Annotated in this window: 23 protein-coding genes and 1 pseudogene; 4 read left to right on the top strand and 20 right to left on the bottom strand. The window is 68.8% G+C overall.

The window, feature by feature from the left end; translation table 11 throughout:
• Positions 1-456: 456 nt before the first annotated feature.
• Complete coding sequence (locus tag HPY32_RS37625; RefSeq protein ID WP_067588412.1) at positions 457-1,620, top strand: damage-control phosphatase ARMT1 family protein; 1,164 nt, start codon at positions 457-459, stop codon at positions 1,618-1,620.
• 7 nt (positions 1,621-1,627) lie between these two features.
• Here the strand turns inward: HPY32_RS37625 and HPY32_RS37630 are convergent, their stop codons facing one another.
• From HPY32_RS37630 to HPY32_RS37680, 11 genes and pseudogenes are all read right to left on the bottom strand, one after another.
• Entirely contained in the window at positions 1,628-2,608 is a 981-nt protein-coding gene (locus HPY32_RS37630; protein WP_067588410.1) for a zinc-binding dehydrogenase, read from the bottom strand.
• Between the two features lie 12 nt (positions 2,609-2,620).
• Entirely contained in the window at positions 2,621-3,043 is a 423-nt protein-coding gene (locus tag HPY32_RS37635; RefSeq protein WP_067588408.1) for an organic hydroperoxide resistance protein, read from the bottom strand.
• A gap of 1 nt (position 3,044) precedes the next feature.
• Positions 3,045-3,494 carry a MarR family winged helix-turn-helix transcriptional regulator gene (locus HPY32_RS37640; protein WP_067588406.1) on the bottom strand — a complete coding sequence of 150 codons (450 nt, stop codon included), beginning with the start codon at positions 3,492-3,494 and terminating at the stop codon, positions 3,045-3,047.
• A 323-nt stretch (positions 3,495-3,817) separates the two neighbouring features.
• On the bottom strand, positions 3,818-5,239 hold the full coding sequence (locus tag HPY32_RS37645) for a dihydrolipoyl dehydrogenase family protein (RefSeq protein WP_067588404.1): 1,422 nt from the start codon (positions 5,237-5,239) through the stop codon (positions 3,818-3,820).
• 165 nt (positions 5,240-5,404) lie between these two features.
• Positions 5,405-5,740 carry a histone-like nucleoid-structuring protein Lsr2 gene (locus tag HPY32_RS37650; RefSeq protein WP_067588403.1) on the bottom strand — a complete coding sequence of 112 codons (336 nt, stop codon included), beginning with the start codon at positions 5,738-5,740 and terminating at the stop codon, positions 5,405-5,407.
• 40 nt (positions 5,741-5,780) lie between these two features.
• Entirely contained in the window at positions 5,781-6,608 is an 828-nt protein-coding gene (locus HPY32_RS37655; RefSeq protein ID WP_067588399.1) for a MerR family transcriptional regulator, read from the bottom strand.
• A gap of 69 nt (positions 6,609-6,677) precedes the next feature.
• Positions 6,678-8,282, bottom strand: a complete 1,605-nt coding sequence (locus HPY32_RS37660; RefSeq protein WP_082871396.1) for a flavin-containing monooxygenase — start codon at positions 8,280-8,282, stop codon at positions 6,678-6,680.
• The gene (locus HPY32_RS37665; RefSeq protein WP_067588396.1) at positions 8,279-9,199 is read right to left on the bottom strand and encodes a reductase; all 921 of its coding nucleotides are present in this window, start codon (positions 9,197-9,199) and stop codon (positions 8,279-8,281) included. Before HPY32_RS37665 ends, HPY32_RS37660 begins: the two co-directional genes overlap by 4 nt.
• A 1-nt stretch (position 9,200) precedes the next feature.
• Positions 9,201-10,106 carry an SDR family NAD(P)-dependent oxidoreductase gene (locus HPY32_RS37670; RefSeq protein ID WP_067588395.1) on the bottom strand — a complete coding sequence of 302 codons (906 nt, stop codon included), beginning with the start codon at positions 10,104-10,106 and terminating at the stop codon, positions 9,201-9,203.
• Positions 10,107-10,108: 2 nt separating this feature from the next.
• Complete coding sequence (locus HPY32_RS37675) at positions 10,109-11,119, bottom strand: alpha/beta hydrolase (RefSeq protein ID WP_067588394.1); 1,011 nt, start codon at positions 11,117-11,119, stop codon at positions 10,109-10,111.
• A gap of 64 nt (positions 11,120-11,183) precedes the next feature.
• Positions 11,184-11,468 (bottom strand): annotated as a pseudogene (locus HPY32_RS37680) (FAD-binding protein); the annotation flags it as partial.
• A gap of 87 nt (positions 11,469-11,555) precedes the next feature.
• On the opposite strand from HPY32_RS37680, the gene HPY32_RS37685 reads away from it, so the two are divergent.
• Positions 11,556-12,710 (top strand): cytochrome P450, encoded by a 1,155-nt coding sequence (locus HPY32_RS37685; RefSeq protein WP_156674472.1) that lies wholly within the window; start codon positions 11,556-11,558, stop codon positions 12,708-12,710.
• Between the two features lie 554 nt (positions 12,711-13,264).
• On the opposite strand, the gene HPY32_RS45285 is transcribed toward HPY32_RS37685, so the two are convergent.
• Positions 13,265-14,302 carry a DMT family transporter gene (locus HPY32_RS45285; RefSeq protein WP_171983255.1) on the bottom strand — a complete coding sequence of 346 codons (1,038 nt, stop codon included), beginning with the start codon at positions 14,300-14,302 and terminating at the stop codon, positions 13,265-13,267.
• Positions 14,303-14,532: 230 nt separating this feature from the next.
• Positions 14,533-14,745, bottom strand: coding sequence for a hypothetical protein (locus tag HPY32_RS37695; protein ID WP_156674470.1), 213 nt, complete (start codon positions 14,743-14,745; stop codon positions 14,533-14,535).
• Positions 14,746-15,034: 289 nt separating this feature from the next.
• On the opposite strand from HPY32_RS37695, the gene HPY32_RS37700 reads away from it, so the two are divergent.
• Positions 15,035-16,333 carry a helix-turn-helix domain-containing protein gene (locus HPY32_RS37700; RefSeq protein WP_082871394.1) on the top strand — a complete coding sequence of 433 codons (1,299 nt, stop codon included), beginning with the start codon at positions 15,035-15,037 and terminating at the stop codon, positions 16,331-16,333.
• Here HPY32_RS37700 and HPY32_RS37705 read toward each other — a convergent pair.
• The 3 genes from HPY32_RS37705 to HPY32_RS37715 form a co-directional block, all read right to left on the bottom strand.
• The gene (locus tag HPY32_RS37705; protein WP_082871393.1) at positions 16,324-17,823 is read right to left on the bottom strand and encodes a sugar porter family MFS transporter; all 1,500 of its coding nucleotides are present in this window, start codon (positions 17,821-17,823) and stop codon (positions 16,324-16,326) included. The two genes, HPY32_RS37700 and HPY32_RS37705, sit on opposite strands and share 10 nt — an antisense overlap.
• A 115-nt stretch (positions 17,824-17,938) precedes the next feature.
• Complete coding sequence (locus tag HPY32_RS37710; protein ID WP_067588385.1) at positions 17,939-18,508, bottom strand: thioredoxin domain-containing protein; 570 nt, start codon at positions 18,506-18,508, stop codon at positions 17,939-17,941.
• Positions 18,505-19,065: a MauE/DoxX family redox-associated membrane protein gene (locus HPY32_RS37715; protein ID WP_067588383.1), complete on the bottom strand. Its 561-nt coding sequence runs from the start codon at positions 19,063-19,065 to the stop codon at positions 18,505-18,507. The genes HPY32_RS37710 and HPY32_RS37715 overlap by 4 nt, the downstream gene beginning before the upstream one ends.
• A gap of 354 nt (positions 19,066-19,419) precedes the next feature.
• Here HPY32_RS37715 and HPY32_RS37720 point away from each other — a divergent pair, with 354 nt between their 5' ends.
• Complete coding sequence (locus HPY32_RS37720; protein WP_171983256.1) at positions 19,420-21,270, top strand: ABC transporter ATP-binding protein; 1,851 nt, start codon at positions 19,420-19,422, stop codon at positions 21,268-21,270.
• Between the two features lie 118 nt (positions 21,271-21,388).
• Here the strand turns inward: HPY32_RS37720 and HPY32_RS37725 are convergent, their stop codons facing one another.
• The 4 genes from HPY32_RS37725 to HPY32_RS37740 all read right to left on the bottom strand — a co-directional run bounded on the left by HPY32_RS37725 (position 21,389) and on the right by HPY32_RS37740 (position 23,397).
• A complete protein-coding gene (locus HPY32_RS37725; protein ID WP_156674469.1) occupies positions 21,389-21,859 on the bottom strand; it encodes an ester cyclase in 471 nt (156 codons plus the stop codon).
• Positions 21,856-22,425 carry a PadR family transcriptional regulator gene (locus tag HPY32_RS37730; protein ID WP_067588381.1) on the bottom strand — a complete coding sequence of 190 codons (570 nt, stop codon included), beginning with the start codon at positions 22,423-22,425 and terminating at the stop codon, positions 21,856-21,858. Before HPY32_RS37730 ends, HPY32_RS37725 begins: the two co-directional genes overlap by 4 nt.
• A 215-nt stretch (positions 22,426-22,640) precedes the next feature.
• Positions 22,641-22,865 carry an SDR family oxidoreductase gene (locus HPY32_RS37735; RefSeq protein ID WP_067588379.1) on the bottom strand — a complete coding sequence of 75 codons (225 nt, stop codon included), beginning with the start codon at positions 22,863-22,865 and terminating at the stop codon, positions 22,641-22,643.
• An 82-nt stretch (positions 22,866-22,947) separates the two neighbouring features.
• A complete protein-coding gene (locus HPY32_RS37740) occupies positions 22,948-23,397 on the bottom strand; it encodes a nuclear transport factor 2 family protein (protein WP_067588377.1) in 450 nt (149 codons plus the stop codon).
• Positions 23,398-23,399: the final 2 nt, after the last annotated feature.

Raw genomic sequence — 23,399 nt, forward strand, 5'->3', positions numbered from 1 at the left:
TTTAGTGACGCGCCTCACATACCCCGCACCACGCCCGGGCACCACGCCCGCGCTAGGCGCGGCCCCGGCCCGCCTAGCGCGGGCGGATAGTCTGGCCCAGCTAGAGCCGAGCGAGGGGTTCGGGTAAATCCGACGCAGTGGCTCATGCGTGGCATTCACCCATCGGTGGACGGCGTCGCCGCGCGCATCGTGACCGAATTCCGGCGGCCTAGGAAATCTGACGGGGTCACTGCCCGCACAGGGCGATCGCGTTCTGCTGATCGTTCGGGCACGGGTAGTGACGTCCCCCGGAGCTCTCCCGGATTCCGGCGATACCGCGCCACCGTGATCCACCCACCGTTATCCACGCCGGTGGCTATCACGAATCCACTTGCCGACAGGATGAATCGTCCTGGCGACCTGGGCATTCACGGGCGCCTTATCAGCGAATCCGCAGCCCGTGACAGGATCGTCACCATGACCGATGTGCCGCCGATTCTCGCCGGGGTTCCGGGGACCTTTCCGCACAGCGTGTTCCATGAGCGTCATCCGAGGCTGATCGAGCAGGTGATCGGTGCGCATCCGTATGGCCCGGCCGCGCGGGCGGGGCTGCGGGAGTTGCTGGCGGAGAGCACGAGCGGGACGGTGCGGCCGCCCGAGCCGGGTGGTGAGCGGGTCGCGCCGTGGCTGGAGTGGGGGCGCGAGATGTGGTCGCGGCCGTGGGGCGAGGTACCGTTCCTGTGGGCCGAAAGTTATTTCTACCGGCGGCTTCTCGACGCGGTGGGCTACTTCGGGGAGGGGCCGTGGCGGCGTATCGATCCGTTCGGGCCGACCAAGGCCGCGGAGCTGTACGGTCGCGCCGTGGACGACGAGCTGGCCGCGCTGGACACTCTCGTGGACCGGCTGATCGACAGCATCCGGGACGCGCTGCTGCGCTCGGCGCTGTGGGGTAACCAGGCGGACTTGGGTTTTCGGCTCACCGCCGAATCGGGCACGGTGGACACCCGGCTGCTCGTGGACGACAGCGCGGCGCTGTGGGCGGCGCTGGAGCGAACACCCGGGGCGACGGTGGCGCTGATCGCCGACAATGCGGGCCGCGAACTGCTACCGGATCTCGTACTGGCCGACCACCTTCTGACCGAAAACCTGGCGGGCCGGGTGGTCGTGCACGTCAAACCGCACCCGTACTACGTCTCCGATGCGACCATGACCGACCTGCTCGCGGCGCTGCGGCGGCTGCGCGACGCCGATACCCCACAGGCGCAGCGGGTCGGGCAGCGATTGTGGCAGGCGATGGCGGACGATCGCCTGGTCGTGCGCGCACACGAATTCTTCTGCGCCCCACTGCATTTTCACGACATGCCCACCGACCTGACCGACGAGCTCACCGGTGCGGCAATGACGATCCTCAAGGGCGATCTGAACTACCGGCGGCTCGTCGGCGACCGCTACTGGCCGCCGACGACACCGTTCGCCGAGCTGGTGCGCTATTTCCCCACGCCCGTCACCGCATTGCGCACGCTGAAATCCGATGTGGTGGTGGGGCTCAGCGCCGAGCAGGTCCGCACGCTGGACGCCGCGGGCGAGAACTGGCGCAGCAGTGGGAAACACGCGCTGATCCAGTCCAACGCCGCGGCGTAGCAACGGTTTACGCGGGACGCAGCGCGATCTTTGCGTTGCGGCCGGGCCGTTCGCTCGCGGCGGCCGCCTCGGCGGCGTCGGCGAGCGGGTAGGCGGCCTCGATGTCGAGCCGGAGGACGCCGCGTTCGGCCGCGGCCACCAGCTCACCGATGAGTCGGACGGTGGCCTCCCGTCCGATCTCCTCCATGCGCCGCGCGGCCCAGAAGCCCTTCACCACGGCCTGTTTGAAGATCAGGGCGCCGGTATTGAGGACCAGGCGCTCACCGGACATCGCGCCGAAGGAGATGAGCTCACCGCCCGGGGCCAGTAGCGTCAGCAGCTCGCCACCGGCGGGGCCGCCCACCTGGTCGATCACCCGCACGATGGGCGCGCCGCCGGTCGCCGCGGTGACGGCGTCGCGCCAGTCCGCGGCTTCGGTGCTCACGACCGCCTCGGCGCCCGATGCCCGCAGCGCCGTCACCGCCGCCTCGCTCCGCACCAGGTTCAGCACCCGCACGCCGCGCTCGGCGGCCAGCGCGTTGAGCAACCGGCCCACCGCGCCGTTGGCGGCGTTGACCGCGATCCAGTCGCCCGCCCGCACCCGCAGATCGTCGAGCAGGATCAGCGCGCTCAGCGGCATGGACAGCAGCTGGGCCGCGGTCTCGTCGGGGATGGTGTCGGGCACCGGAATCAGTTGCGCCGCCTCGGCCAGGAAGTATTCCGCCCAGGCGCCCTGCGCGCCGCGCACGACGACCCGCTGCCCGGCGCTCACGCCGGTCACGTCCGGGCCGACGGCGTCGACGCGGCCGACCGCCTCGGTGCCGGGCACGGTCGGCAGCGGCGGCTTGTAGCCGTACACGCCGCGCACGATCGCGAGATCGTGATTGTGAATCGGGCTGAGCGTCATGGCGATTCGCACCTGGCCCGGGCCCGGCTCGGGCGTCGGCCGCTCGGCCGGGGTCAGCACGTCCTTGGGCTCGCCGAAGTTCTCGACAACTACCGCACGCATGCTCGGCTCCTCTCAGTCTTCGGCGACGACGACGTGGACGTCGATATTGCCGCGGGTGGCATTGGAATACGGGCACACCTGGTGGGCGCGGTCGGCCAGGTCCTGGGCCTGCTCGTGGGCCAGGTGCGGCAGCGACACCTCGAGGGTGACCTCGAGCCGGAAGCCGCCGGTCTCGTCGGGGCCGATGCCGACCTTCGCGCCGACCGCGGAATCGTCGACGTTCGCCCCGGCCTGGCGGGCGACCAGCCGCAGCGCGGAGTGGAAGCACGCGGCGTAGCCCGCGGCGAACAGCTGCTCGGGGTTGGTGCCCTCGCCGGTGCCGCCCATTTCCTTCGGAATCGACAGCGCCACATCGACCTTGCCGTCGGTGGTGCGGGCGTGCCCGTTGCGGCCGTCGCCGGTGGCCAGCGCCTCCGCGGTGTACAGAACCGTCATCTCACTTCTCCTTCGAACGAGTGTGGGCGACCAGCGCCCGGTTCATGCGCAGCAGCGTCTCCCGCAGCGCACCGAGTTCTTCCAGTGACAGCCCGGTGGCCTCGGCCATCTCGGCCGGAATGACGCACGCCCGCTCCCGCAGCTCGCGCCCCCGCTCGGTCAGGCGAACATCCACCCGCCGCTCGTCATCCACCGCCCGCGCCCGTTCCACATACCCGGCCCCCTCGAGCCGCTTCAGCAGCGGCGACAACGTCCCGGAGTCCAGCGCCAGCGCCGAGCACAACTCACCGACACTGCGATCATCGTGCTCCCACAGCACCAGCATCACCAGATACTGCGGATAAGTAAGACCCAACGCCTCCAGCTTCGGCCGGTACACCGAGGTCATAGCCCGGGAAACCGCATAGAGCGGGAAGCACACCTGCTGCTCGAGCGCCAACGGATCGGTCACGTTCAATACTGTATGACCAAATTATATTGTGCGCAATATAGTTTGGTATGGCGCACGTCACGGTCCCGGCCAAAAGCACGCCGGGACCACCAAAAGCACGCCGGGACCAGAGGGTGCGACGTATCGGGACCCGATGGGCAGCACGCCGGGACCTAAGCGCATCGACGGAAAGCCCCACTCGTGATCATCGACGGAAGCCCCACTCGTGATCCCGGCGTGCTTTTGGCCGGGATCACTTGCGGCAGGGTGGGTTCCGGCTATCAGCACGCCGGAATGACGAGGAGAGTCTTCGACTACGTGCTAGCGAGGGGGTCGACCCGTGGTCAGCCGCGGTATGCCTCGAGGAGGCGTAGCCAGACCTCGCTGATGGTCGGGAAGCAGGGGACTGCGTGCCAGAGGCGGTCGAGGGGGACTTCGGCGGCTACGGCGATGGTGGCCGAGGTGATGAGTTCGGCGACGCCGGGGCCTACGAAAGTTACGCCCAGGAGGCGGTTTTCGTCTTGGTCGACGACCATTCGGGCTTGGCCTCGGTAGCCGTCGGCGTACAAGGCGGCGCCCGCTACCGCGCCCAGGTCGATGTCCACCACGCGGGTGCGGTGTCCGGCGCGCTCGGCCTGTTCGGCGGTCAGGCCCACCCCTGCGGCCTCGGGGTCGGTGAAGACGACCTGGGGGACCGCGCGGGTGTCGGCGGTCGCGGTGTGGGGGCTCCACGGGTCGCTCCGCACGGGTTGGCCTGCCGCGCGGGCGGCGAGCACGTTGCCGACTATGCGGGCCTGGTATTTGCCCTGATGGGTGAGCAGCGCACGGTGGTTGGCGTCGCCGAGGGCGAACAGCCAGTCCTCGTGCGGGCCGCGGACCTGACAGCTGTCGGTCACCTCGAGCCAGTCGCCGGGGGTGAGACCGATGGTGTCGAGCCCGATGTCGTCGGTGTTGGGGACCCGGCCGGTGGCGAACAGCACCTCGTCCACCTCCAGCTCGCGCCCGTCCGACAGGCTCAGCGTGACCGGGCCCGCCGGGTCGGGGCGGCGCAGCGCCCGCACCGAAACGCCCAGCCGCACATCCATTCCCGCCGCGCCGAGCCGGTCCGCGACCAGTTCCCCGGCGAACGGCTCCATCCGCGGCAGCAACCCCTTCCCGCGCACCAGCAGGGTCACCGCCGCGCCCAAACCCTGCCAGGCCGTGGCCATTTCGACGCCGACCGGTCCCGCGCCCACCACCGCCAACCGGCCGGGCACCGCGCTCGAGTCGGTGGCGCGGCGATTGGTCCACGGCCGCGCCTCCTCGATGCCGGGCAGCGCGGGCACCGCGGCGCGGCTGCCGGTGCAGATCGCCACCGCGTGCCGCGCGAGCAGCACCGTCGTGCCGCCGTCGGCCGCCTCGACGACGACCCGGCGGGGTCCGTCCAGGCGGGCGTGGCCGCGCACGAAGTCCAAGCCGTGCTTCTCGATCCAGTCGACCTGCCCGGCGTCGTCCCAGTTGCTCACGAAGCCGTCGCGCCGCGCGAAGACCGCGGGCGTGTCCAGCCGACCCGTGACCGCCTGCCGCGCCCCGTCGACCGCCCGCGCGTCCGCGACCGCGAGCACCGGCCGCAGCAGCGCCTTGCTGGGAATGCAGCCCCAGTACGAGCATTCGCCGCCCGCCAGCTCCCGCTCCACCACCGCGACGCTCAGTCCCGCCGCGTGTGCGCGGTCGGCCACGTTCTCGCCGACCGGGCCCGCGCCGAATACAACCACGTCGTAGGTCATTTCCGTACCATTCGCCTCCGAAGCCACGCGCGCATCCCTTCTCCCGAATCCGGTTCGGCGCTACCGCCTTCCGGGCACCGATCGTCCCCGGCCAGGATGCCAGTCGACGGCGGGCGCGTCTCGATGTCCGCCATCAGGAGAAGCAATAGCGTTTCGGACCAATCGCTACTTCTTCGCCTTGTGGTACGCGTCGATGATCTTCGCCGGAATCCGGCCGCGGCTCGAGATTTCGTGCCCGTGCTGCTGCGCCCATTTCCGGATCGCGGCGGTCTGCTCGGCGTTTCCGGCCGCGCGTGCCCTACCGCCGCCGCGCCGCCCGACGCGGCCGAGCTTGCGCGCGTTGGCAGTCCACGGTTCCAGGATTTCGCGAAGCTTGCCCGCGTTCTTCATGGACAGATCGATCTCGTAGTCCCGGCCGTCGATCGAGAAATACACGGTCTCGTCCGCCTTGGACTTGCCGTCGAAGTCGTCGACAAGTGTGACGGTCACCTGCTTGGCCATCGATAGGTTCCTCCCTTTTCTCGGATTCGCTATCGGAATGCTAATGCTGTTTTCCGTCCGCACCCTTCTTTGCCGCGCCGACGACATTGTGTCGGTCTTTTGTACCGACCCCGAATCGCTTTTCGGCGGCGGTTTCCAGATAGCCGCTCAGTTCGCTGCGGAGCACCCGGTCCAGGGCCTGGTCCAGGCCGTCGCGCGCGGACCGGGCGCCGAGGTCGCGCAGCCGGTTGAGCATGGCGGTGGTCTCGGCAATCTCGGCATCGGAGTCGGGGAGCCAGCCGGGGCCGTGCTCGGCGACGATATGGTCCTTGGCCGCGAGCACCATGAGCCGGGCGATGTCGTCGAGGCGGCTCACCACCGCGGTGTACAGGTCGATCAGCCCGGACAGGCCGAAGCCGTAGTTGTTCAGCTGGGCGAAGGTCTCCAGCAGTTCCGGTCGCACGAATTCGATGGTGTCCCCGTGCATTCGGACCACGTCCAGTTCGGCGAGCCGGGACAGCTGGGTGTCGTCGACCGGCTCGCCGTCGCCGTCGCTGAGGACGGTGTCGACCAGTTCGCGCGGCACCTCGAGCGGCTCCTCGGGGGTGCCCCAGGTGGCGGTGACGGCCTGCTGCAGGCCGAGGATCTCGGTGAGATCTTTACCGGTTTCCCAGCTGGTGATGAAGTCGGCGATGTGGGCGGTGGTGAAGCCGCGCTGCAGCAGCGCGTCGATGATCTTCAGCCGGGCCAGGTGGGTGTCGTCGTAGATGAGCGCGCGCCCGCTGCGCCGCGTGGGCGCGGGCAGCAGGCCGCGTTCCTGGTAGGCGCGCACATTGCGGCTGGTCGTGCCGGCGGCACGGGCGAGATCGTCGATGCGGTATTCCGCCATCCCAGCCTCGCCCGTCCTTTCACCGATCCGCTCGCCGACGGCGCGCACCACCCGCGCGTTGCTTCGACATTAGCTCAGCGCGGCGGAGATTCGGGCGTCGGCGTCCGGCGCGTGCCCGGCGGCGCGCGGGGTCAGCACGTAGTCGGCGAGGTCGACCGTTGCCAATTGCCGGGTGTACTGGGTACCGAATCCGGGATACATGGTGGCGTTGAAACCGTCCTCGGTGAGATACCAGCTGCGGCAGCCCGAATTCCAGGTGGTGGCGGCGAGGCGGCGTTGCAGCCGGGCGTTGTAGCGGTCCTGGCGGTCCCGGCGCACCTCGAGGCTGTGCAGATCGCGCGCGAGCAGCACGCCGATGGCGTCGGTGAGATAGTCGATCTGCGCCTCCATGTAGACCAGCGCGGAATTGTGTCCGGGTCCGGAGTTGGGCCCGAAGGTGAGGAACAGATTCGGATATCCGGCGACCGTCACGCTCTTGTACGCGTAGGCGCCGCGCCGCCATTCCTCGGCGAGCACGCGGCCGTCGCAGCCGGTGACGGGAATCGGCGTGCCGGTCTTGGACACGTCGAATCCGGTGGCGAACACGATGCAGTCGGCGCGGTGTTCGATACCCTCGGCGGTGCGAATTCCGTGTTCGGACAGCCGCGCGATCGGCCAGGTGATCAGTGTGCAATTCGATTGCTGCAGTGCGGGATAGTAGTCGTTGCTCAGCAGCAGTCTTTTACATCCGGCCCGGAAATCCGGGGTCAGTTGCCGCCGCAGCCACGGGTCGCGCACCTGGGTGCGCAGGTGCAGCAGGGCGACCGATTCCACCAGGCGGGTGAGCGGGGAATTCCAGACCACGCCGAGCGCCACGGACTCGTGTCCCCAGAACCACGCCTCGCGCGCCAGCGTCTGGGTGATGGGCAGGTGCCGGTAGACCTGCCGGGTGCGATCGCCGGTGGGCCGGTTGACGCGCGGCAGCACCCAGCCGGGGGTGCGCTGGAACACCTTGACCGACTCGGCCTTTCGCACCAGTTCGGGAATGATCTGCACCGCGCTCGCGCCGGTGCCGATCACCGCGACCTTCTTGCCGGTGAAGTCGTAGTCGTGATCCCAGCGGGCGCTGTGGATCGTGTGGCCCGCGTAGTCGTCGATGCCGGTGATGGCCGGGAGACTGGGATTGGCCAGCGGGCCGGAGGCCAGCACCACCGTGCGCGCCCGCACCGTGCCGGGCCGCCCGGCGATGGTGATGTCCCACAGCCCGTCCGCCTCGTCGAACACCACGCCCGTCACGGTCTGCCCGAAGCGGATGTGCGGCCGGATGCCCGATCGGTCGACCATGCGCTCGATGTAGGCGAGGATCTCCGCGCTGCCCGAATAGGTCTGCGACCAGTCGGGATTGGGTGCGAAGCGGTAGGAGTACAGCCGCGACGGAATATCGCATGCCGCACCGGGATAGGTGTTGTCGCGCCAGGTGCCGCCCACCCGGTCACCGCGCTCGAAGATCGCGAACCCGCCGATGCCCTTCTGCCGCAACCGGATCGCGGTGCCGATCCCGGCGAAGCCCGCCCCGACGATCGCGACGTCGAGAACAGCCCCGTCTCCCCCGTGCACCCGGCGTGCCCCGTCTCCCCCGTGCACCTGGCGTGCCCCGTCTCCCCCGTGCACCCGGCGTGCTTTTGGCCGGGTCATGCCGTCGGCTCGTAGGTCAGGGCCTTCGACCAGGTGGGCTGGGGCGGCAGGAAGCGTTTCGGGTAGCGCGCGGTGAGCTTCACCATGGCGTCGGCGAACAGGTGGTAGGGGTGGTCGCGGTTGATCACCCAGTTGCCGTGCATCTTCACGATCCGGTACATGGGCACCCGGTTGGCGAGCGGGTTGCGTTCGCCGACGGCCTTGAACCGCCGCATCGCCGCGTACAGCTTCTCCTCGTCGACACCCATGGCGACGATGTTGTCGCGCATCTTGTTCAGCAGCGGAATGTAGCTGAGCACGCCGATGAGGAACGTGGGTTTGATCCAGCCGCCGACCAGGTCGATCGCCAGCTTGCGGGCGGTGGCGTGGCCGAGCAGTTCCATGACCGCGTAATCGGTGGCCAGATGCCGGGATTCGTCGGCGTTGATGCGCTTGAACACCTCCTGCGCCACCGGGTCCTCGATCTCGTCGGTGACGAATTTGATCAGCGCGCCGTCCAGCGCCACCTCGAGCATGGGAATGACGGTGCCCAGGAACGACAGCGACATATCGTCGGAGTACTTGTCCAGAAAGTCGATGACGAGCTTCACGTTGATGTTCGGCTCCGGGATCTCGTCGCCGTCGAGCATTCCCCAGCGCCGCATCAGCGCCAGTTCGGCATTGGCGTGCCGCTGCTCCTCGGCGTGGAAGTAGCGGTAGATCTCGCGCAGGGTCGCGGTGGGCGCCTTGGTGGCCATGGCGGCGAATCCGCGGGCGCCCACGTTCTCGATCCACATCAGGTCGGCCATGAACGGCTTCAGCTTGGCGTGCAGTTCGGGGTCGATGAGCTCGGTTCCCGGTGCGTCCCAGTCGATGTCGGCCAGGGCCCACTGGCGGCCCTTGATCTTGGCCAACATGGCGTCGAAGTCGAAGGACATGTCAGACTCCCGTCGTGGTGCTGCTCGCGCCGATGGGCGCCGGTGCCGAATCGTCCTGCGGCAGCAGTCGATTCACGGTCCCGAGGGCGTGCGCGTAGAGGGTGGGGAAATGCCGCTTGAGGTGCCAGACGAGCTGGGCGTCCGGCTGCGGCAGGACGTAGAGGCGGCCGTGGTCGTGCGCGTCGAGGGCCACGCGCGCGACCCGCTCCGGGGAGAAGCCGGTCCAGCGCATCAGGTTGTCCGCCAACCGGGACGACGCCGAGGTGATGCGACCGTCGGCGACGACATTGGTCTTCACGAAGGTGGGGCACAGCACGGTGACCGCGACGCCGCTGCCCGCCAGTTCGGCCGCCATGGTCTCCGACAGCGACACGACCGCGGCCTTGGAGACGTTGTAGGCGGCCATGTTCGGGGCGGCGGCGAAACCCGCCGCGGAGGCGACGTTGATGATGCCGCCGCGCCCGGCCGCCCGCAGCTGCGGCGCGAACAGCTCGCAGCCGTGCACGACGCCCCACAGGTTGATGCCGAGCGCCCACTGCCAGTCGTCGAGACCGATGTCGCCCACCGGTTTTCCGCCGATGCCGACCCCGGCGTTGTTGACCACCAGGGTGGGCGCGCCGTGGAAGACCAGCTCCGCGTGCAGGGCCAGGCTTTCCATATCGGCGCGCCGGGAGACGTCGCAGACGGCGGGGTGGGCGGGGCGGCCGTGCACGCGCTCGATCTGGCGCACAGTGGCCTCGGCGCGGTCGCGGTCGATGTCGGCGCAGAGCACCTCGCCGCCGCGGCCGGCCAGCTCCAGCGCGAAGGCGCGGCCGATGCCGCTGCCCGCGCCGGTGACCACCGCCCGCGCGCCGTAGGTGCGGCCCGAGCCGCGCAACGCGGAGCGCACGGTGTCGAGAATGCTCATGGTCAGCTCACCTGCTGTCGAATGTCGGTGTCCGCCCGGGCGAATGCCCCGGCGACGAAATCGGCGGTGCGCCGCAGCGCGGGCACAGCCTCGGGGACGAGCAGGGGCAGCGCCTGGAAGACGTGGATGCGGCCGGGCCACAGCTCGAGATCGCAGCGCACGCCCGCCGCGACGGCCATATCGTGCAGCTGCCGCGCGTCGCCGGCGAGCATCTCCCCCGCGCTGGCCTGGATGTAGAGCGGCGGCAGCGGCGCGCCGGGCGGGACGGTGAGCCGCAGGCGCGGCGAGCCGGCGGGTGCGGTGGCGGTGTAGTGCGCGATCATGCGACGCCCGACCCACGCGGGGGCCATGGGATCGGGTCGGCGGCGATCGCGCTCCGCCGCGAGGGTGAGGGTCGGATCGAGCAGCGGCGAGAACATGAACACCCCCGCCGGTTGCGGCACCGCCGAATCATGGTTCTGCAGCAGCAGATCCAGCGACAGGTGGCAGCCCGCGGAATCGCCGCCGATGACCAGGTCCCGGGCGCGGTAGCCGTGCGCGAGCAGCCACCGGTAGCCCGCCGCCACGTCGTCGGCCGCCGCCGGGAACGGGTGCTCGGGCGCGAGGCGGTAGTCGAGCACGAACACCGGCAGCCCGGTGCGCCGCGACAGCCGCGACGCCAGCCCCCGATGCGTGCGCGCCGAGCAGACCACGTACCCGCTGCCGTGGATGTAGTAGATCGCGCGGTCGCCGTGCTCGACGCCCGCGGCCCGCACCCATTCGCCGCGCACGCCGTCGGCCCGGACGGGCGTGACGTGCGTGCCCGGCAGGGTGGGACCGCCCGCCGCCATGACCGCCGCGATCAGTCCCCGCCCGATCCGGATCCCGGCTCGATTGTTCGGAAGTAGCGCATTGACCTGCCGTAACCCCAGCACCGACGCCGTCGCGGCAAGCCGCGCCCGGGGCGAGGCCGAGGTGGGAACCGGCCACGCCGCCGCCGACGAGGGGGTCGACGCTGACCCTGATGTCGTCATGCATTCATGATCAGTGGCGACAGTGCCATTTGTCAATGGCACATTCGCGATGAGTTTCGGGCGCGTCCAGGCTCACTCCGGCGTCGACGATTCCGGTGTCCGGATCGATGGCGTGAATCCGATCGAAAACGGTCATGTCCACAACCAGGCCGCCGGCGTTCTGCGCCGGGTCGCCGTAGCCGCGGCCGAGGCCGCGGGCGATCACGCCGCGCGGCCCGGCGGCGCGCACGGCTCGGGAAATCGCCTCGATATCGGGGGTGGACAGCCCCTCGGCGACGGTCGGGGCGGTGCGGCCCCAGCCGACCAGCGGGCGTCGATCGATCACCGTTTCCCCTCGGGCACAAGTCATCTCGCCGCCGCAGCGGGACCGCCCCGACACCCGCCATCGGCGCCTTTCGGTGTGACACCCGTGGCCGGGACAGGCCATGATGGCGGGGTGCTGAAGGTCTTCGACGCGCAGTTCGCGCGGAATCCCTGGCCGGTGCTGGACTCGCTGCGGGCGGACGGGGGTGTGCACCGGGTGGCGACGCCCGACGGCCCACCGGCCTGGCTGGTGACGCGGTACGGGGACGTGCGGGCCGGGTTGCTCGACGGTCGGCTCTCGACCGATCAACGCCATGCGCGCGGGAACGACTACCGCGGTTTCTCGGTGCCCGAGCCGCTGGACACCTTCCTCAACGGCGAGGCGGACGATCTGGAACGGCTGCGGCGCGCGGTGACGAGCGAGTTGCAGCCGCGGCGGCTGGGCGAATGGCGGACGCGGGCGGCGGCAATGCTCGAACCGATGCTCGAAAAGTTGGACGGCGCCACCGAATTCGACCTGGTCGAACAGGTGACAGTACCGCTACCGGCGGCGGTGCTCACCGACGTGCTCGGACTGTCCGACACCACTCACGATCGGCTGCGGGACTGGGCCGATACCACGCTGTGCGCCGATGCCGCGCCGCGGGCGCGAGACACCTTGGCGATCATGCAGGAGATCATCGAGAGCGCGATCGAGGACGGGCGGCGCGCCGACGACCGCACGATGCTCGGTCGGCTGGCCACCGCGGGATTCGGCCCCGGCGAGTCGACCGGTCTACTGTTCTTCCTGCTGTTCGTCTGGTACGAGGTGCTGGTCGACCTGATTTCCGGTGCGGTAGCGGCATTTTCGGCCCGGCCGGACCAACTCGCGGCGGCGCTGTCGTCGACCGGCCCGCTCGGCGCGGTCGACGAACTCCTGCGCTTCCTGTCCCCGCAGGTGCTGGCCTCCCCCCGCTTCGCGACCACCGACCTCGACATCGGCGGCTACTGGATCCCCGCGGGCGACACCGTGCTGTTCTGCCTGGCCTCGGCCAATCACGATCCCGAAAGGTTCACCGCCCCCGACCAACTCGACGTGCGCCGCACCCCGAATCCGCACCTGGCCCTGGGCTACGGCGGCCGCGCCTGCGTGGGCGCCGGTCTGGTCCGGCCCGTCGTCGCCGCCATCCTGCGCCGACTCTACGAGCGGTGGCCCGCCCTGCGGGTCGTCGGTGACGTGCACGAAATCCCCTGGCGCTCCGGCTTTCGCCACCGCGGCCCGCTGCTGCTGCCCGTCGAACCGGGCTGACATCCACCCCTGCGGGCAGGGCGAGCGTTGCCGACCGCCCCGCCCTTGCCGCGCATACCGATCCCCGACCACGACGCCGCTGCCCTCCCCTTCTCGGGCAACCGCACCGGCATCTGGTCGTGAAGCCGCGACGAGTATATGATCCGCCCTTCGCGCCGCCCGGGGCAACAATCGCGCGATCCGGCGCTATGACGACCGTTCGGTCCGAATAGGCTGGGCCGGACACTATTTCGCGGACTCAATCGTGCATTTCCTGGCGCCGCCTCCTGACGCGCGGGGCTCGCGGCGTTATTCTGTCCGGGCGGGCGTGCTGTTCGATATCCCCTTCATCGAACAGCACCTCCGTCCAAATCCCCTGGCCCGCCCGACAACCCGCGCTCCGTCGGAGTCCGGCCCCGGCGCGGCCCATCGCCTCCGCCGCCCGTCGTACCAGCGGCAATCGCATCCCGCACCGCCCATCCGCCCACGTCCGCCGCCGGGCCGAGGCCATGGTCCGCCAGCCCGCACCATTCCGGAACCGGACACTCGCCGAACACCTCCGGCGCTCCACTATCTCAGCCCGCCTCCTGGGTATAGGCCCATTCCGGATCGATCGGGCGGCGCTCGGATCCGGCCAGCCGAATCCGGACCCGACGCTCGAACAGCGGCGTCGGATGGCGGCGGAACGCGGTGATCCGCGCGGGCTGCGGCAGCTCCGACACCGGGAACCCGCCGCCGTCGGCCACCGCGGGCGCCTCGGGCTCGGGGGTTTCGGAGGCGGGCGGGCTGCCGTCGGCCAGATTCAACCCGACCGCGCAGCCGACGATGACCAGCCCGCCCACGATCCCGGTCACCGACGGCACCTGCTGATAGAAGATCAGCCCGAACAACAGCCCCCACACCGATTCGACGGTCAGCAGATTGCCCGCGTGCACCGGATCCACGTGTTCGAAGCCGTAATTGATGAGGAAGACGTTCAGCACGCTCAGCGCGCCCGCGACGGCGATCGCGCCCCACAGCACCACCGGCGACCCGTGCGCGGGCGGCTGCGGCAGCCCCTGCCCCTGCAGCAGCGACGTGAGCGCCACCCCCGTCGCGCCCAGCCCGACCGTGAGCGCGGTGATCTCCTGATTGTTCAGCGCGGCGCGATGCCAATCCCGGCCCAGATAGCTGACGGCCATCGCCGTCATGGCGACCAGCGCGATCAGATCCCCGTGATTCCAGGCCAGCGAGGCGCCGCCCGGCCCGAATCCGATGCCCGACAACAGCGTCACCCCCAGGGCCGACCCGCACACGAACACCACCCGGGCGGGCGTGACCCGCACCCGGCGCAGCACCAGCCCGAGCGCGGACACCAGCGGCAGCGCGCCGATGAGCGAGGCGTCCACCACCGTGGTGATGGTCGCGGCCTTCGCGAACAGCATGGTCCCGATGACGTAGAGCAGGACGGTGCGGACCACCACCACACCCCATTCGCGGGCACCCATCCGCAGCACATATCGCCAGCGGATACGACGACCGAACGCGATCACGGCGATGAGGAACGCCACCGCGGTTCGCAGGTACACCTGCTGGGCCACGGTGAATCCGGAGTCGAGGTAGCGTGAGAACACCGTCAACATGGCAAACGACGCCGTCAGTAGCACCAGAGCCGCGACACCTCGCAGGTCGGTGATCTTGCTACCCCGTACGATTGCCGTGCCAGTGATAGACCCAGCGTACCCACACGAGTGATCGACCGAACCAGCAATTCCGACCGGTTTGGTGCTATTTCAGATTTTTCCGGGGAACGGGATTAGGGGATCCGCCCGCCGCGGATGCGGCGGGGCGGACGGTAGAAAAACTACGGCTTGTGCGACGCCACGATCCGTCGCATCCGGCCCTCGACCTGAATCGAACCGATCGGCCGGTGCCGTACCTTGCACTTGCGGTCCCGCGCGAGCCATCCCGCCAGCACGCACGCCGCCGCCAAGACCGACACGCTCGAGATGTTCATGGCCGACGCGCAGGCGACGTAACTGGCCAGGGCCATCACGACGGTCGCGACGGTGGACATCACCTGCACCAATTGAACAACGAAGGGCGAGCGCTCGTTTCGGTGCACCTGGTACGGCGGGGTTGTCGGGAGTCTGACGACAATTCCGTTTCTCTGCATGGCCCCAAGCCTGCGACCGGCGTGCCCGTCGGAGCCAGCGGCGTTTCGCAATTGCACGCACCGCGCGCAGAATCGCACCCCAGTGCGAACGAAAACCGACGAGACGGACTACTGTTGGGTACGGACGACGCACCAGCCCCATGCTCGTCCGGACCAGCCGACAACACATGCCCAGTGATCTGGAGATGTTGTGAACAGCCCACACAGCATCACGTGTGCGCGCAGGATCGTCCGAGACATCGACGCCTCCGGGGGGTCGAAATGGGAGGCGGTCCAAGCGATCCGGTCGCACTGCGGAGTTTCGCTGTTACGAGCCCATCGCATTGCCCATGGGTTCACCCTCGTAGAAGTCGCACAGCAATTGCAGCAACTTCTCAGCACAGATGGTTCGTCTTCCCGAGGATTGTCGCATCAAAGCGTATCCCGCTGGGAGACCGGCCTCGACATGCCCACTTACCCTTTTCTCGATGCCCTGTGCCGACTTTATCGCACCCGGCCGGACCGGCTCGGGTTCGGGCACGACTACACCGCCGACGATCCGCAATCCTCACGCAATTCCCAAGTGGGAGTATCTGCTTCGGGACCGCTGGTGGTGACCAGCGGTGTGCCGCGCGGCGCGTCGGTCTGGGAGACGGTGCACGCCCTGGAGGAGAGCCTCGAAGCCACGGGATATCTGCTGTACGTGGTGCCGCCGTCGGAGTACATCCCGGCGCGGATGCGCGATCTGGCGCGGATCCAGCAGCTGATGCTGGCCGAGCAGTCCGCCGAATTGCGTCGTCGCCTGCTGCGGGTGGAGTCGATCCTGGCGGGCCTCATCGCATTCCGGCTCAACGATGTCGCCGACATCCACGACACGTTCATGTGGTTCTACAAGGCGCGCCGCGCCGCCCGGCAGGGTGGCGACACCGCGGTGGACGCCTGGCTGCGCGGTCATATGGCGCACATCCACGAGTGCTATCGGCACGCGCTGGATCAGGGCCTGGCCGCGGCCCGCTCGGCGCAGGCCAGCGGCGGCTCGAAACCGACCTCGGCGTCGGTGTTCGGGCTGCTGAGCGAGGGCGGCATCCAGGCCCGCATCGGCCGCCGCCGCGAGGCCGTGGAGGCGATCACCGCCGCGGAGCGGATGTTCGTGGCGCTGCCGCCCACCGCGACCACCGACAACAACCTCGGCACCTCGGAATACATTCTGCGCTGGCATCAGTCGCACGCGCTGGCCTCGATCGGCGACCGCCGCGCGGCGGAGGAGGCGCGCGGGCGGGTGCTGGAACTGCCGATGGCGCAGAAGGATCACGTCGGGCGGGCGCTGCTGGATCTGGATATGGCCGCCATGCTCGAGCGCCTGGGCGAGCTGGACGAGGCGAGCGCGCTGATCGGCCATGTGTGGCAGACGCTTCCGGCCGAGCTGCGGATCGGGCAGGTGCACCGCTACGTCTGCCAGCTGGTGGCGGGCCTGCCGTCGACCATGCGCGACAGCATCTTTCAGCGCTGACCGGCCGCCGTGCGGCGGCGGGGCAGGAAGGTGCCGTCGCGAAGCGACTGCTCGATGTCCTCCAGCGAGTGCCCCTTGGTCTCGGGGACGACGAAGTACACGAAGACGAACGACAGCAGGTTGAACGTCGCGTAGAGCAGGAACGCGGGCCCGATGCCGAGCGTGTCGATGGTGCTGAGCGCGGTCAGGGTGAGGATCAGATTGGAGCCCCACAGCGCCACGGCGTGCAGGCTGGTGGCGCGGTCGCGGATGCTCAGCGGATACAGCTCGGAGCCGAGCAGCCAGCCGACCGCCTGTAATCCGGCGGCATTGCAGGCCATGTAGGCGAGCATCAGGGCCAGGGTGAGATAGCGGTTGGGATGCGGCGTCGCGACGAACAGCAGGCCGAAGCCGAACAGGAACAGCGTCGAGCCGGGGATGAGGATCAGCATCAGGCCGCGGCGGCCGACCACGTCCACCAGCCGCTCGCCGATCCCGGTGCAGATCAGGTAGACCCCGGCGATCCCCAACCCCGACCAGGCGACCAGGCCGGGTCCGAAACCGGCCGCGCCGCCGAGGATCGTGTGCGAGTAGTAGATCATCATCTCGAGGCCCGACAGCTGGGTGAACGCCGCGATGCCGAGGCCCGCGACCAGCGCCGGACGCACCCACCGGCGGCCGAGATTCGCCCAGCCGCCGCGGGATTCGCGTTGTTCCTGCTGCGAGATCGCCCAGATCTTCAGCGTCTCGTCCACCGCCACAGAGCGATTCGGCCGCACCCAGCGCAGCACCACGCGGGCCTTGCCGACCGTGCCGTTATCGATCAGCCAGCGCGGCGTCTCCGGCAGCCGCAGCATGGCCGCGGCCAGAACCAGCGCCGGGACGACCGCGATGCCGATCATCCAGCGCCAGTCGCCGGTCGCGAGCAGGCCGACCAGATTCGCCAGGAAGATCCCGACGCCGATCGCGATATTGAAGAACGTCACCATGGCCCCGCGGCGATGCGGCGGCGAGAGTTCGGCGATGTAGGTGGGAACGATCTGCGAGCAGCCGCCCACCGCCAGGCCCAGGAACAACCGGCAGGCCGCCATCATCCACGCGTTCACCGCCAGCGAGCACGCCACCACCCCGACCGCGAACACGCACGCGATGAGCAGGATGGTCGGGCGCCGCCCGAGCGCCTTGGACAGCCGCCCGCCGATCAGCGCGCCCAGCACCGCCCCGGCCAGGATCGCGGCCGTCACGACCTCCTGCCAGCGGTGCCCGATCCCCCATTCCGCGGCCATCGCGGGCAGCGCGCCGGAAATGATTCCGGTGTCGTAGCCGTAGAGCATGCCGCCCAGCGCCGCGAACAGCGCCACGATCAGGACGTGCCGATCGGCGCTGTGCAGCTCGTCGGCCGTCGGTTGCTCGGGGACGGGGACCACGATCTCGTAGCCGCCGAGATTGCGCCGCCGCAGCCGGGGCAGCAGGCTCCGCCGTCTGCGGAGCGTCGAGATCTCACCGGCCATACACCCCAGTCGACCGCGAATAGCACATATTCGGCAAATTAAACGGCGCTATTTGTGAAGTGAATAACGTTCCGAATGGAAAAATGGCGGCGTAAATCACGTTTGGGGTCCGCGGTCACGACGAACGCGACGGAGTGGCGGCGGTGGTATTGGGCAGTCGGCGGACGGCGTGCACGGCGCGGGTGATGGTGGCGTTGGCGTCGGTCAGGTAGAAGGTCGGATACGCTTGGGCGTTCAGGGCGGTGCCGATCACGGCGTCGTCGCCCGATTCGCAGACGAGGGTCGCTGCGGCGGACAGGGTTTCGAGCATGGCGTCGCGTTCGGCGGGGTCGGTGGTGTCGCGGGTGGCGACGACGGCGAGCACGTTCTCGCGCGCGAATCCGGCGCCCCGCACGTAGGCGAGGAAGTCCGGGAGGTTGGTGCGGCAGTGCGGGCAGTCGACCTCGAGCAGGGCGATGGCGGCGGGGTGGCGCACATCGCGGTCGGTGAGGGCGGCGCCGTCGGTGGTGTGGGTGGCGAACGCGGGGATCGGGGTGCCGGGGGCGAGGGCGAGCGTGTTCTCGTCGATGAGTTCGTCGAGCAGGTCGGTGTGCACGCGCAGGCGGCGCACGAGCCCGTAGGTGACCAGCAGCTGGAGCACGACGATGATCGTCAGCACGGCGATGTATGCGGTGGAGATGCTCATGGCGGCGAATCCTGTCCGGGGTGAAAGCGGCTGACAGCCGGGCGATTCGGGGCGGGATGGAGCAGGTCGGCCAGGTCGTCGGCGACAATCAGGGTGGCGCCCAACAGGATTCCGGCCGCGGCGGCGATCAGGGACGCACCCGGCTCGCCCGGGCGGGAGCCGGACGCGAGGCCGAGGACCGCGATCGCGGCGAGGAGCAGATTGCGGACGATCTGCACCGCCGAGACGGGCCGGGCGGTGCGGCCGAAGCACTGACACCCGGCGTCGGAGCCGCGGCGCACGGCGGCGGCGATGGCAAGGGTGAAACCGGTGAGCGCGCCCAGGGCCAGGGCGAATCCGGCGATCGGGACGGGCAGGACCAGCGCGACCACGATCAGCCATTCCGCGCCCGAGACGAGGACGGCGACCGGCCTGGCCGCGCGACCGCGCAGCCGGGGAACGAGTTCGGTGACCGCGGCGCGGAATCGGATCCGCGCCGCGACCCCGAGCTTGGAGACCGCGGCCACGGCGAACACCGTGACCAGGGCCGCCCGTGCACCGATCTCGAGCCACCCCATCAGCGGTCCTCCCGGTCGAGATCTATGTGCACAAGCCCAGAAGGCAGAGGTCCGAACAGCACTCGTGGTTCCTGGAGCAGCTCTGGAGCAGGGGCTTGCAATTCCCGCCCCGGTAGGGCGCGTCCTTGCGGATGATCTTTGCGGTGAGACGATCGATCAATGCGGTTGCCATGACTATTCCTCTTCTCGTGACGGATACCCCTCACGGGCGATCAATCGGAGGATCGCCACGACCTGTGGCGGGCATCCGCTGTAATAGTATGGCTGCGGTACTTTATTTTTCTCCCACTCGAATTCGCCTGTGTGCCATGCATTTTCGATCATAGGGGTCGGAAGGAATCGAGGGCGGTCGGTATGCGAAGCAAGCGACACGATGAATCCCCTACTGCCGCAAAGAACTTCCGATCGGTAGCGTGGTATCTGTTACGGCTGGCGTGGGGTGCGGATCGACGGGCGGTAATCGCCTGCATCGCAGTCAGTCTGGCGCAGGGTGTCGGTACCGCGGTGGCGGTGACGGTGGTGCGGCGGGTGGCCACGGTGGTCCTCACCTCGGTCGGCGGCGGTGCGCGATCGGGAGGGGTTGCGGCGCTGCTGATTCCGGCGGCGGTACTGGCGGTTGCGGGATTGGCGTCGCAGGTGCTGTCGGGGATCGAGACGTATCGGCAGAGCGTGCTCGCCGACAAGACCACCGTGGCCGCGACCGAGCGGGTGCTGGCGGCGGCCATGCGGGCGGAGCTGGTGCGCTTCGAGGATCCGGCATTCTACGATCGGGTGGTGCGCGCCCGGACCGCCAGCGCGTATCCCGGATCCATGGTGCAATCGATTCTGGCCCTGCTGCACGCCGCGATCTACGCGATGGCGTTGACGGCGTCGGTGGCATTGATGGCATGGATGACGGTGCCGCTGCTGCTGCTCGCCGTGGTACCGGTGTGGCTGGAATCGCGGCGCGCCAATCGCAGCTGGTACGAGCTGGCCCTGGCGCAGTCCGAACAGTTGCGCGGCACAATGCATTTCGAGTCGATGCTCACCGGCCGCGCCGAGGCCGCGGAGATCCGCGCCTACGCCGCCGGACCGACCCTGCTCCGGCGATGGCGCCGCGACCGCACCGCCATGCTGGCCGAGCAGATTCGCTGGCACCGCATCTACACGCTCCGGATGACCGCCGCCCGGGTGGCGTCGGTCGCGGTCACCATGACCGCGATTGCGGCACTGGCCGTTCTGGCGGGCGCGGGCCTGCTGAGCTTCGCGACCGCCACCGCGATCGTCGTCGCCACCCAGCTGCTGATGGCGCAATTGACCAGCCTCGCCACCACGGTGTCGACCATCGGGAAGCGCCGCCTGTTCATCACCGACCTGATGCGATTCACCGAGGACATGCCGCCCGAAACACCCACTCCGCCACCGCATCCGTTCGCCACGCTCACAGCGCAGGATGTGGGTTTCACCTATCCCGGCGCCGAAACCCCTGCGCTCACCGGCATTACGCTCGAACTGCGCGCGGGCGAGGTCATCGGGCTGGTGGGCCACAACGGATCCGGGAAGACGACCCTCACCAAGATCCTCGCCGGACTCTACTCACCGAGCACGGGACACCTTTCCCGCGACGGTAACCCCTTGTCCGCGAACGACCTTCCCACACTGCGCGCCTCGACCACCCTGGTCCTGCAAACCCCCGCCCGCTACCCCCTGACGGCCGTCGACAACATCGCCTTCGGCACCCCCACCCCCGACCACGCCGCCGTCACCACCGCCGCCACCCGCGCCGGAATCCACCCCCACCTCACCGAACTCCCCCACGGCTACAACACCATCCTCAGCAAGGAGCGCACCGACGGCACCGACCTCTCCGGCGGCCAATGGCAAAAAATAGCGATCGCCCGCGCCTTCTACCGAGACACCCCCCTCCTCATCCTCGACGAACCCACCACCGGCCTCGACCCCCTGGCCGAGGCCGACCTCTACCACCGCCTCCGCACCCTCCACCCCGGCCACACCATAATCCTGGTCACCCACCGCCTAGCCAACATCCAAGCCGCAGACCGCATCTACGTCCTGAACCACGGCCGAATAACAGAATCCGGCACCCACCACGAACTCCTGTCCCAACAGGGCACCTACCACCACCTGTACACCCTCCAGGCATCCGCCTACCACCCCCACCTTTCCCCACACCACCCCCGAACCTCATCAACCACTCCCCTCTGACCCCTCACCCCCGACGCCGAACAACCCAGAGCCCCAACCGATCCAGACTCCCACTGCAATCCTTCACACCCGACCGATCGAACAGAACTGATAGTCATATCGCATGGGCCTCCCGCCATCATTCGGGTGGCGTGGATTCGTGGTCGCGCGGGTCTTGGTGGCCGCCAGTCGGGTTCCATCCGAGTTGCAGCAGGAGCCCGAGGTCGTCACGCACGGCTCGGTGCCGGGTGATCCGGCCTTCGGCGAGGGTGAAGATGTGAACCTGCTTGTGCCTGATCGGTATTCCGGTGGGTTGGATGCCGTTGAACACGCCGCTGTGGGTGCCGGTCATGGTAGTGACGGCCAAGACGGTATCGCCTTCGGCGAGGGTGTGTTCGTGTTCGAAGCGAAGCTCGGAGAACGCGCTGCGCAGCCAGCGACTGGTTGCCAGAAAGCCTGCGGGACCTTGTAGTTGGCGGTCGGCGTCTTCGGGGTCGTCGTCGGCTTCGTCGTTGACGAACTCCGCGGCGATGATCCGTTCGGCCAGTTCCTCGTCACCGCTCTCGATGATCCGGAATGACTCGAGGGCAATGGTTTTCGGGTTGGTCATGATCGCGTGCTTTCCGGTCGTGGTGGTCGGTTCGCCGACAGGGCGGTGTGCAGGGTGTCGTGCCAATCCAGTTCGGCGCGCAGCCTGGTCAGGACGTGGTCGAACAGCAGGTGGTCGCGGTCGTCGAGGTGGTCGCGGGCCGAGTCGCGCAGATGCTCGAGGCTGCTGATCCGGGTCCGTATCGTCGCGGTGCGGTCCTCGACGATGCCGAGCAGGACCTCGGTGGGCAGATCGGGCGAACACGCCAGAGCCAGATCGAACGGGTCGGCGCGGACGACGACATCGCGCAGCATGGATGCGCGCAGGGCCTCGAGTTCCTTGCGTCCTTCGGAGGTCAGTGCGTAGACGGTGCGTTCGGGCATGAGGCCGTCGCGTTCGCTGCGCACGATCCGCACCAGCCCTTCGGCCTGCATCCGGCGCAGGGTGCTGTAGATCGAACCGATCCCGACCTCCGACCAGAGTTCGGTCTTGCCCAGCGCTGCTTCCCGGCGTAATTCGTGGCCGTGCGCCTCACCCCTGGTTGCCAACTCTGCCAGCAGAAACAGTCGCGTCGAAGCTCCACGCATAGCGGATAGTATACATAGACTAGTATTCAGATACTAGAGCTCTCGAGGGTGAGGTAGAGCTGTCGGCGTTCCGGGAAAGTGCGTCGTGGTGAGCAAGTGCGCACCGCCGTATCCGCAGCTGGCTGCAGACGGGGACGGGTCGGGTTGGTGTCGCAGGCGGGGGCGATGCTGTCTGCGAAATTGGGGTCTTTCAGGCGGTCGATCAGCTCGACCAATTAGGAAGTATTCTGCCCCAATGGAGGTCGGTACCTATGGTTTGCGCTGCCAGGTTGAACCCGCAGCGGCATGACACCGGCATTATTGATCAGCACATCGACGCGGCCGGTTCGCTCCCGGGCGGCCGCGACGACGTGATGCCCCGCGCCTGCCAGATGGGCGGCCACGGCCTCGCCGATACCGCCGCTGGCTTCGGTGACCAGCACTGTCTTCGATTGGTTCATACCGACCACACTGTCCGGGCGGTGAATGCGGTGGCAGACCGCCGTCCTCCTAGGAGTGACGCACCCGGAATTCGCCGCCCGCCTATCCGGCGAACCGTCCCCGCTTGGCTTCGCCCAGGCGGACGCTCTGGATGCGCCAGCCTGATGGGGTGCGGGTATAGGTTAATTCGGCTGGCATGTATACGGATCCGAGTTCGCCGTGGATCACCGATGCCGCCCATAGTTGCCATGTTGCGGACGCGGTATCGCCGTCGACGGTGATGATCGGGTTTATGAAGGCGTGCATGGACGCGTCGACCATGGCGGTTGCTTCGGGGAGGGCCGCCGCGATCTCGGCGGCGCCGTCGATGCTGCCGAAATCGGGGCTGGCCCAATGGGCGTCGGGGGCGTACAGGTCGGGGATCGCCTCGGGGTCGAGGGGTTTGCCGTCCCAGCCTTTGTTCACCGCATGGGCGTACCGGGCCGTGACGGAGCGAATCTCCTCGATATCCTCGAGTCGCTGAACACGTTGTTCCAGAACAGATTCCGGCATTG

The organism is Nocardia terpenica (genome assembly GCF_013186535.1).
Taxonomy (GTDB): domain Bacteria; phylum Actinomycetota; class Actinomycetes; order Mycobacteriales; family Mycobacteriaceae; genus Nocardia; species Nocardia terpenica.

Coding starts and splice junctions, on each gene's coding strand:
- HPY32_RS37655 (WP_067588399.1), bottom strand. CDS start 6,608: ATGGCGGAATACCGCATCGACGATCTCGCCCGTGCCGCCGGCACGACC.
- HPY32_RS37670 (WP_067588395.1), bottom strand. CDS start 10,106: ATGAGCATTCTCGACACCGTGCGCTCCGCGTTGCGCGGCTCGGGCCGC.
- HPY32_RS37630 (WP_067588410.1), bottom strand. CDS start 2,608: ATGCGTGCGGTAGTTGTCGAGAACTTCGGCGAGCCCAAGGACGTGCTG.
- HPY32_RS37740 (WP_067588377.1), bottom strand. CDS start 23,397: ATGCCGGAATCTGTTCTGGAACAACGTGTTCAGCGACTCGAGGATATC.
- HPY32_RS37720 (WP_171983256.1), top strand. CDS start 19,420: ATGCGAAGCAAGCGACACGATGAATCCCCTACTGCCGCAAAGAACTTC.
- HPY32_RS37625 (WP_067588412.1), top strand. CDS start 457: ATGACCGATGTGCCGCCGATTCTCGCCGGGGTTCCGGGGACCTTTCCG.
- HPY32_RS37675 (WP_067588394.1), bottom strand. CDS start 11,119: ATGACGACATCAGGGTCAGCGTCGACCCCCTCGTCGGCGGCGGCGTGG.
- HPY32_RS37665 (WP_067588396.1), bottom strand. CDS start 9,199: ATGTCCTTCGACTTCGACGCCATGTTGGCCAAGATCAAGGGCCGCCAG.
- HPY32_RS37725 (WP_156674469.1), bottom strand. CDS start 21,859: ATGACCAACCCGAAAACCATTGCCCTCGAGTCATTCCGGATCATCGAG.
- HPY32_RS37645 (WP_067588404.1), bottom strand. CDS start 5,239: ATGACCTACGACGTGGTTGTATTCGGCGCGGGCCCGGTCGGCGAGAAC.
- HPY32_RS37635 (WP_067588408.1), bottom strand. CDS start 3,043: ATGACGGTTCTGTACACCGCGGAGGCGCTGGCCACCGGCGACGGCCGC.
- HPY32_RS37650 (WP_067588403.1), bottom strand. CDS start 5,740: ATGGCCAAGCAGGTGACCGTCACACTTGTCGACGACTTCGACGGCAAG.
- HPY32_RS37735 (WP_067588379.1), bottom strand. CDS start 22,865: ATGAACCAATCGAAGACAGTGCTGGTCACCGAAGCCAGCGGCGGTATC.
- HPY32_RS37730 (WP_067588381.1), bottom strand. CDS start 22,425: ATGCGTGGAGCTTCGACGCGACTGTTTCTGCTGGCAGAGTTGGCAACC.
- HPY32_RS37660 (WP_082871396.1), bottom strand. CDS start 8,282: ATGACCCGGCCAAAAGCACGCCGGGTGCACGGGGGAGACGGGGCACGC.
- HPY32_RS37715 (WP_067588383.1), bottom strand. CDS start 19,065: ATGGGGTGGCTCGAGATCGGTGCACGGGCGGCCCTGGTCACGGTGTTC.
- HPY32_RS37695 (WP_156674470.1), bottom strand. CDS start 14,745: ATGTCCACCGTCGCGACCGTCGTGATGGCCCTGGCCAGTTACGTCGCC.
- HPY32_RS37710 (WP_067588385.1), bottom strand. CDS start 18,508: ATGAGCATCTCCACCGCATACATCGCCGTGCTGACGATCATCGTCGTG.
- HPY32_RS37705 (WP_082871393.1), bottom strand. CDS start 17,823: ATGGCCGGTGAGATCTCGACGCTCCGCAGACGGCGGAGCCTGCTGCCC.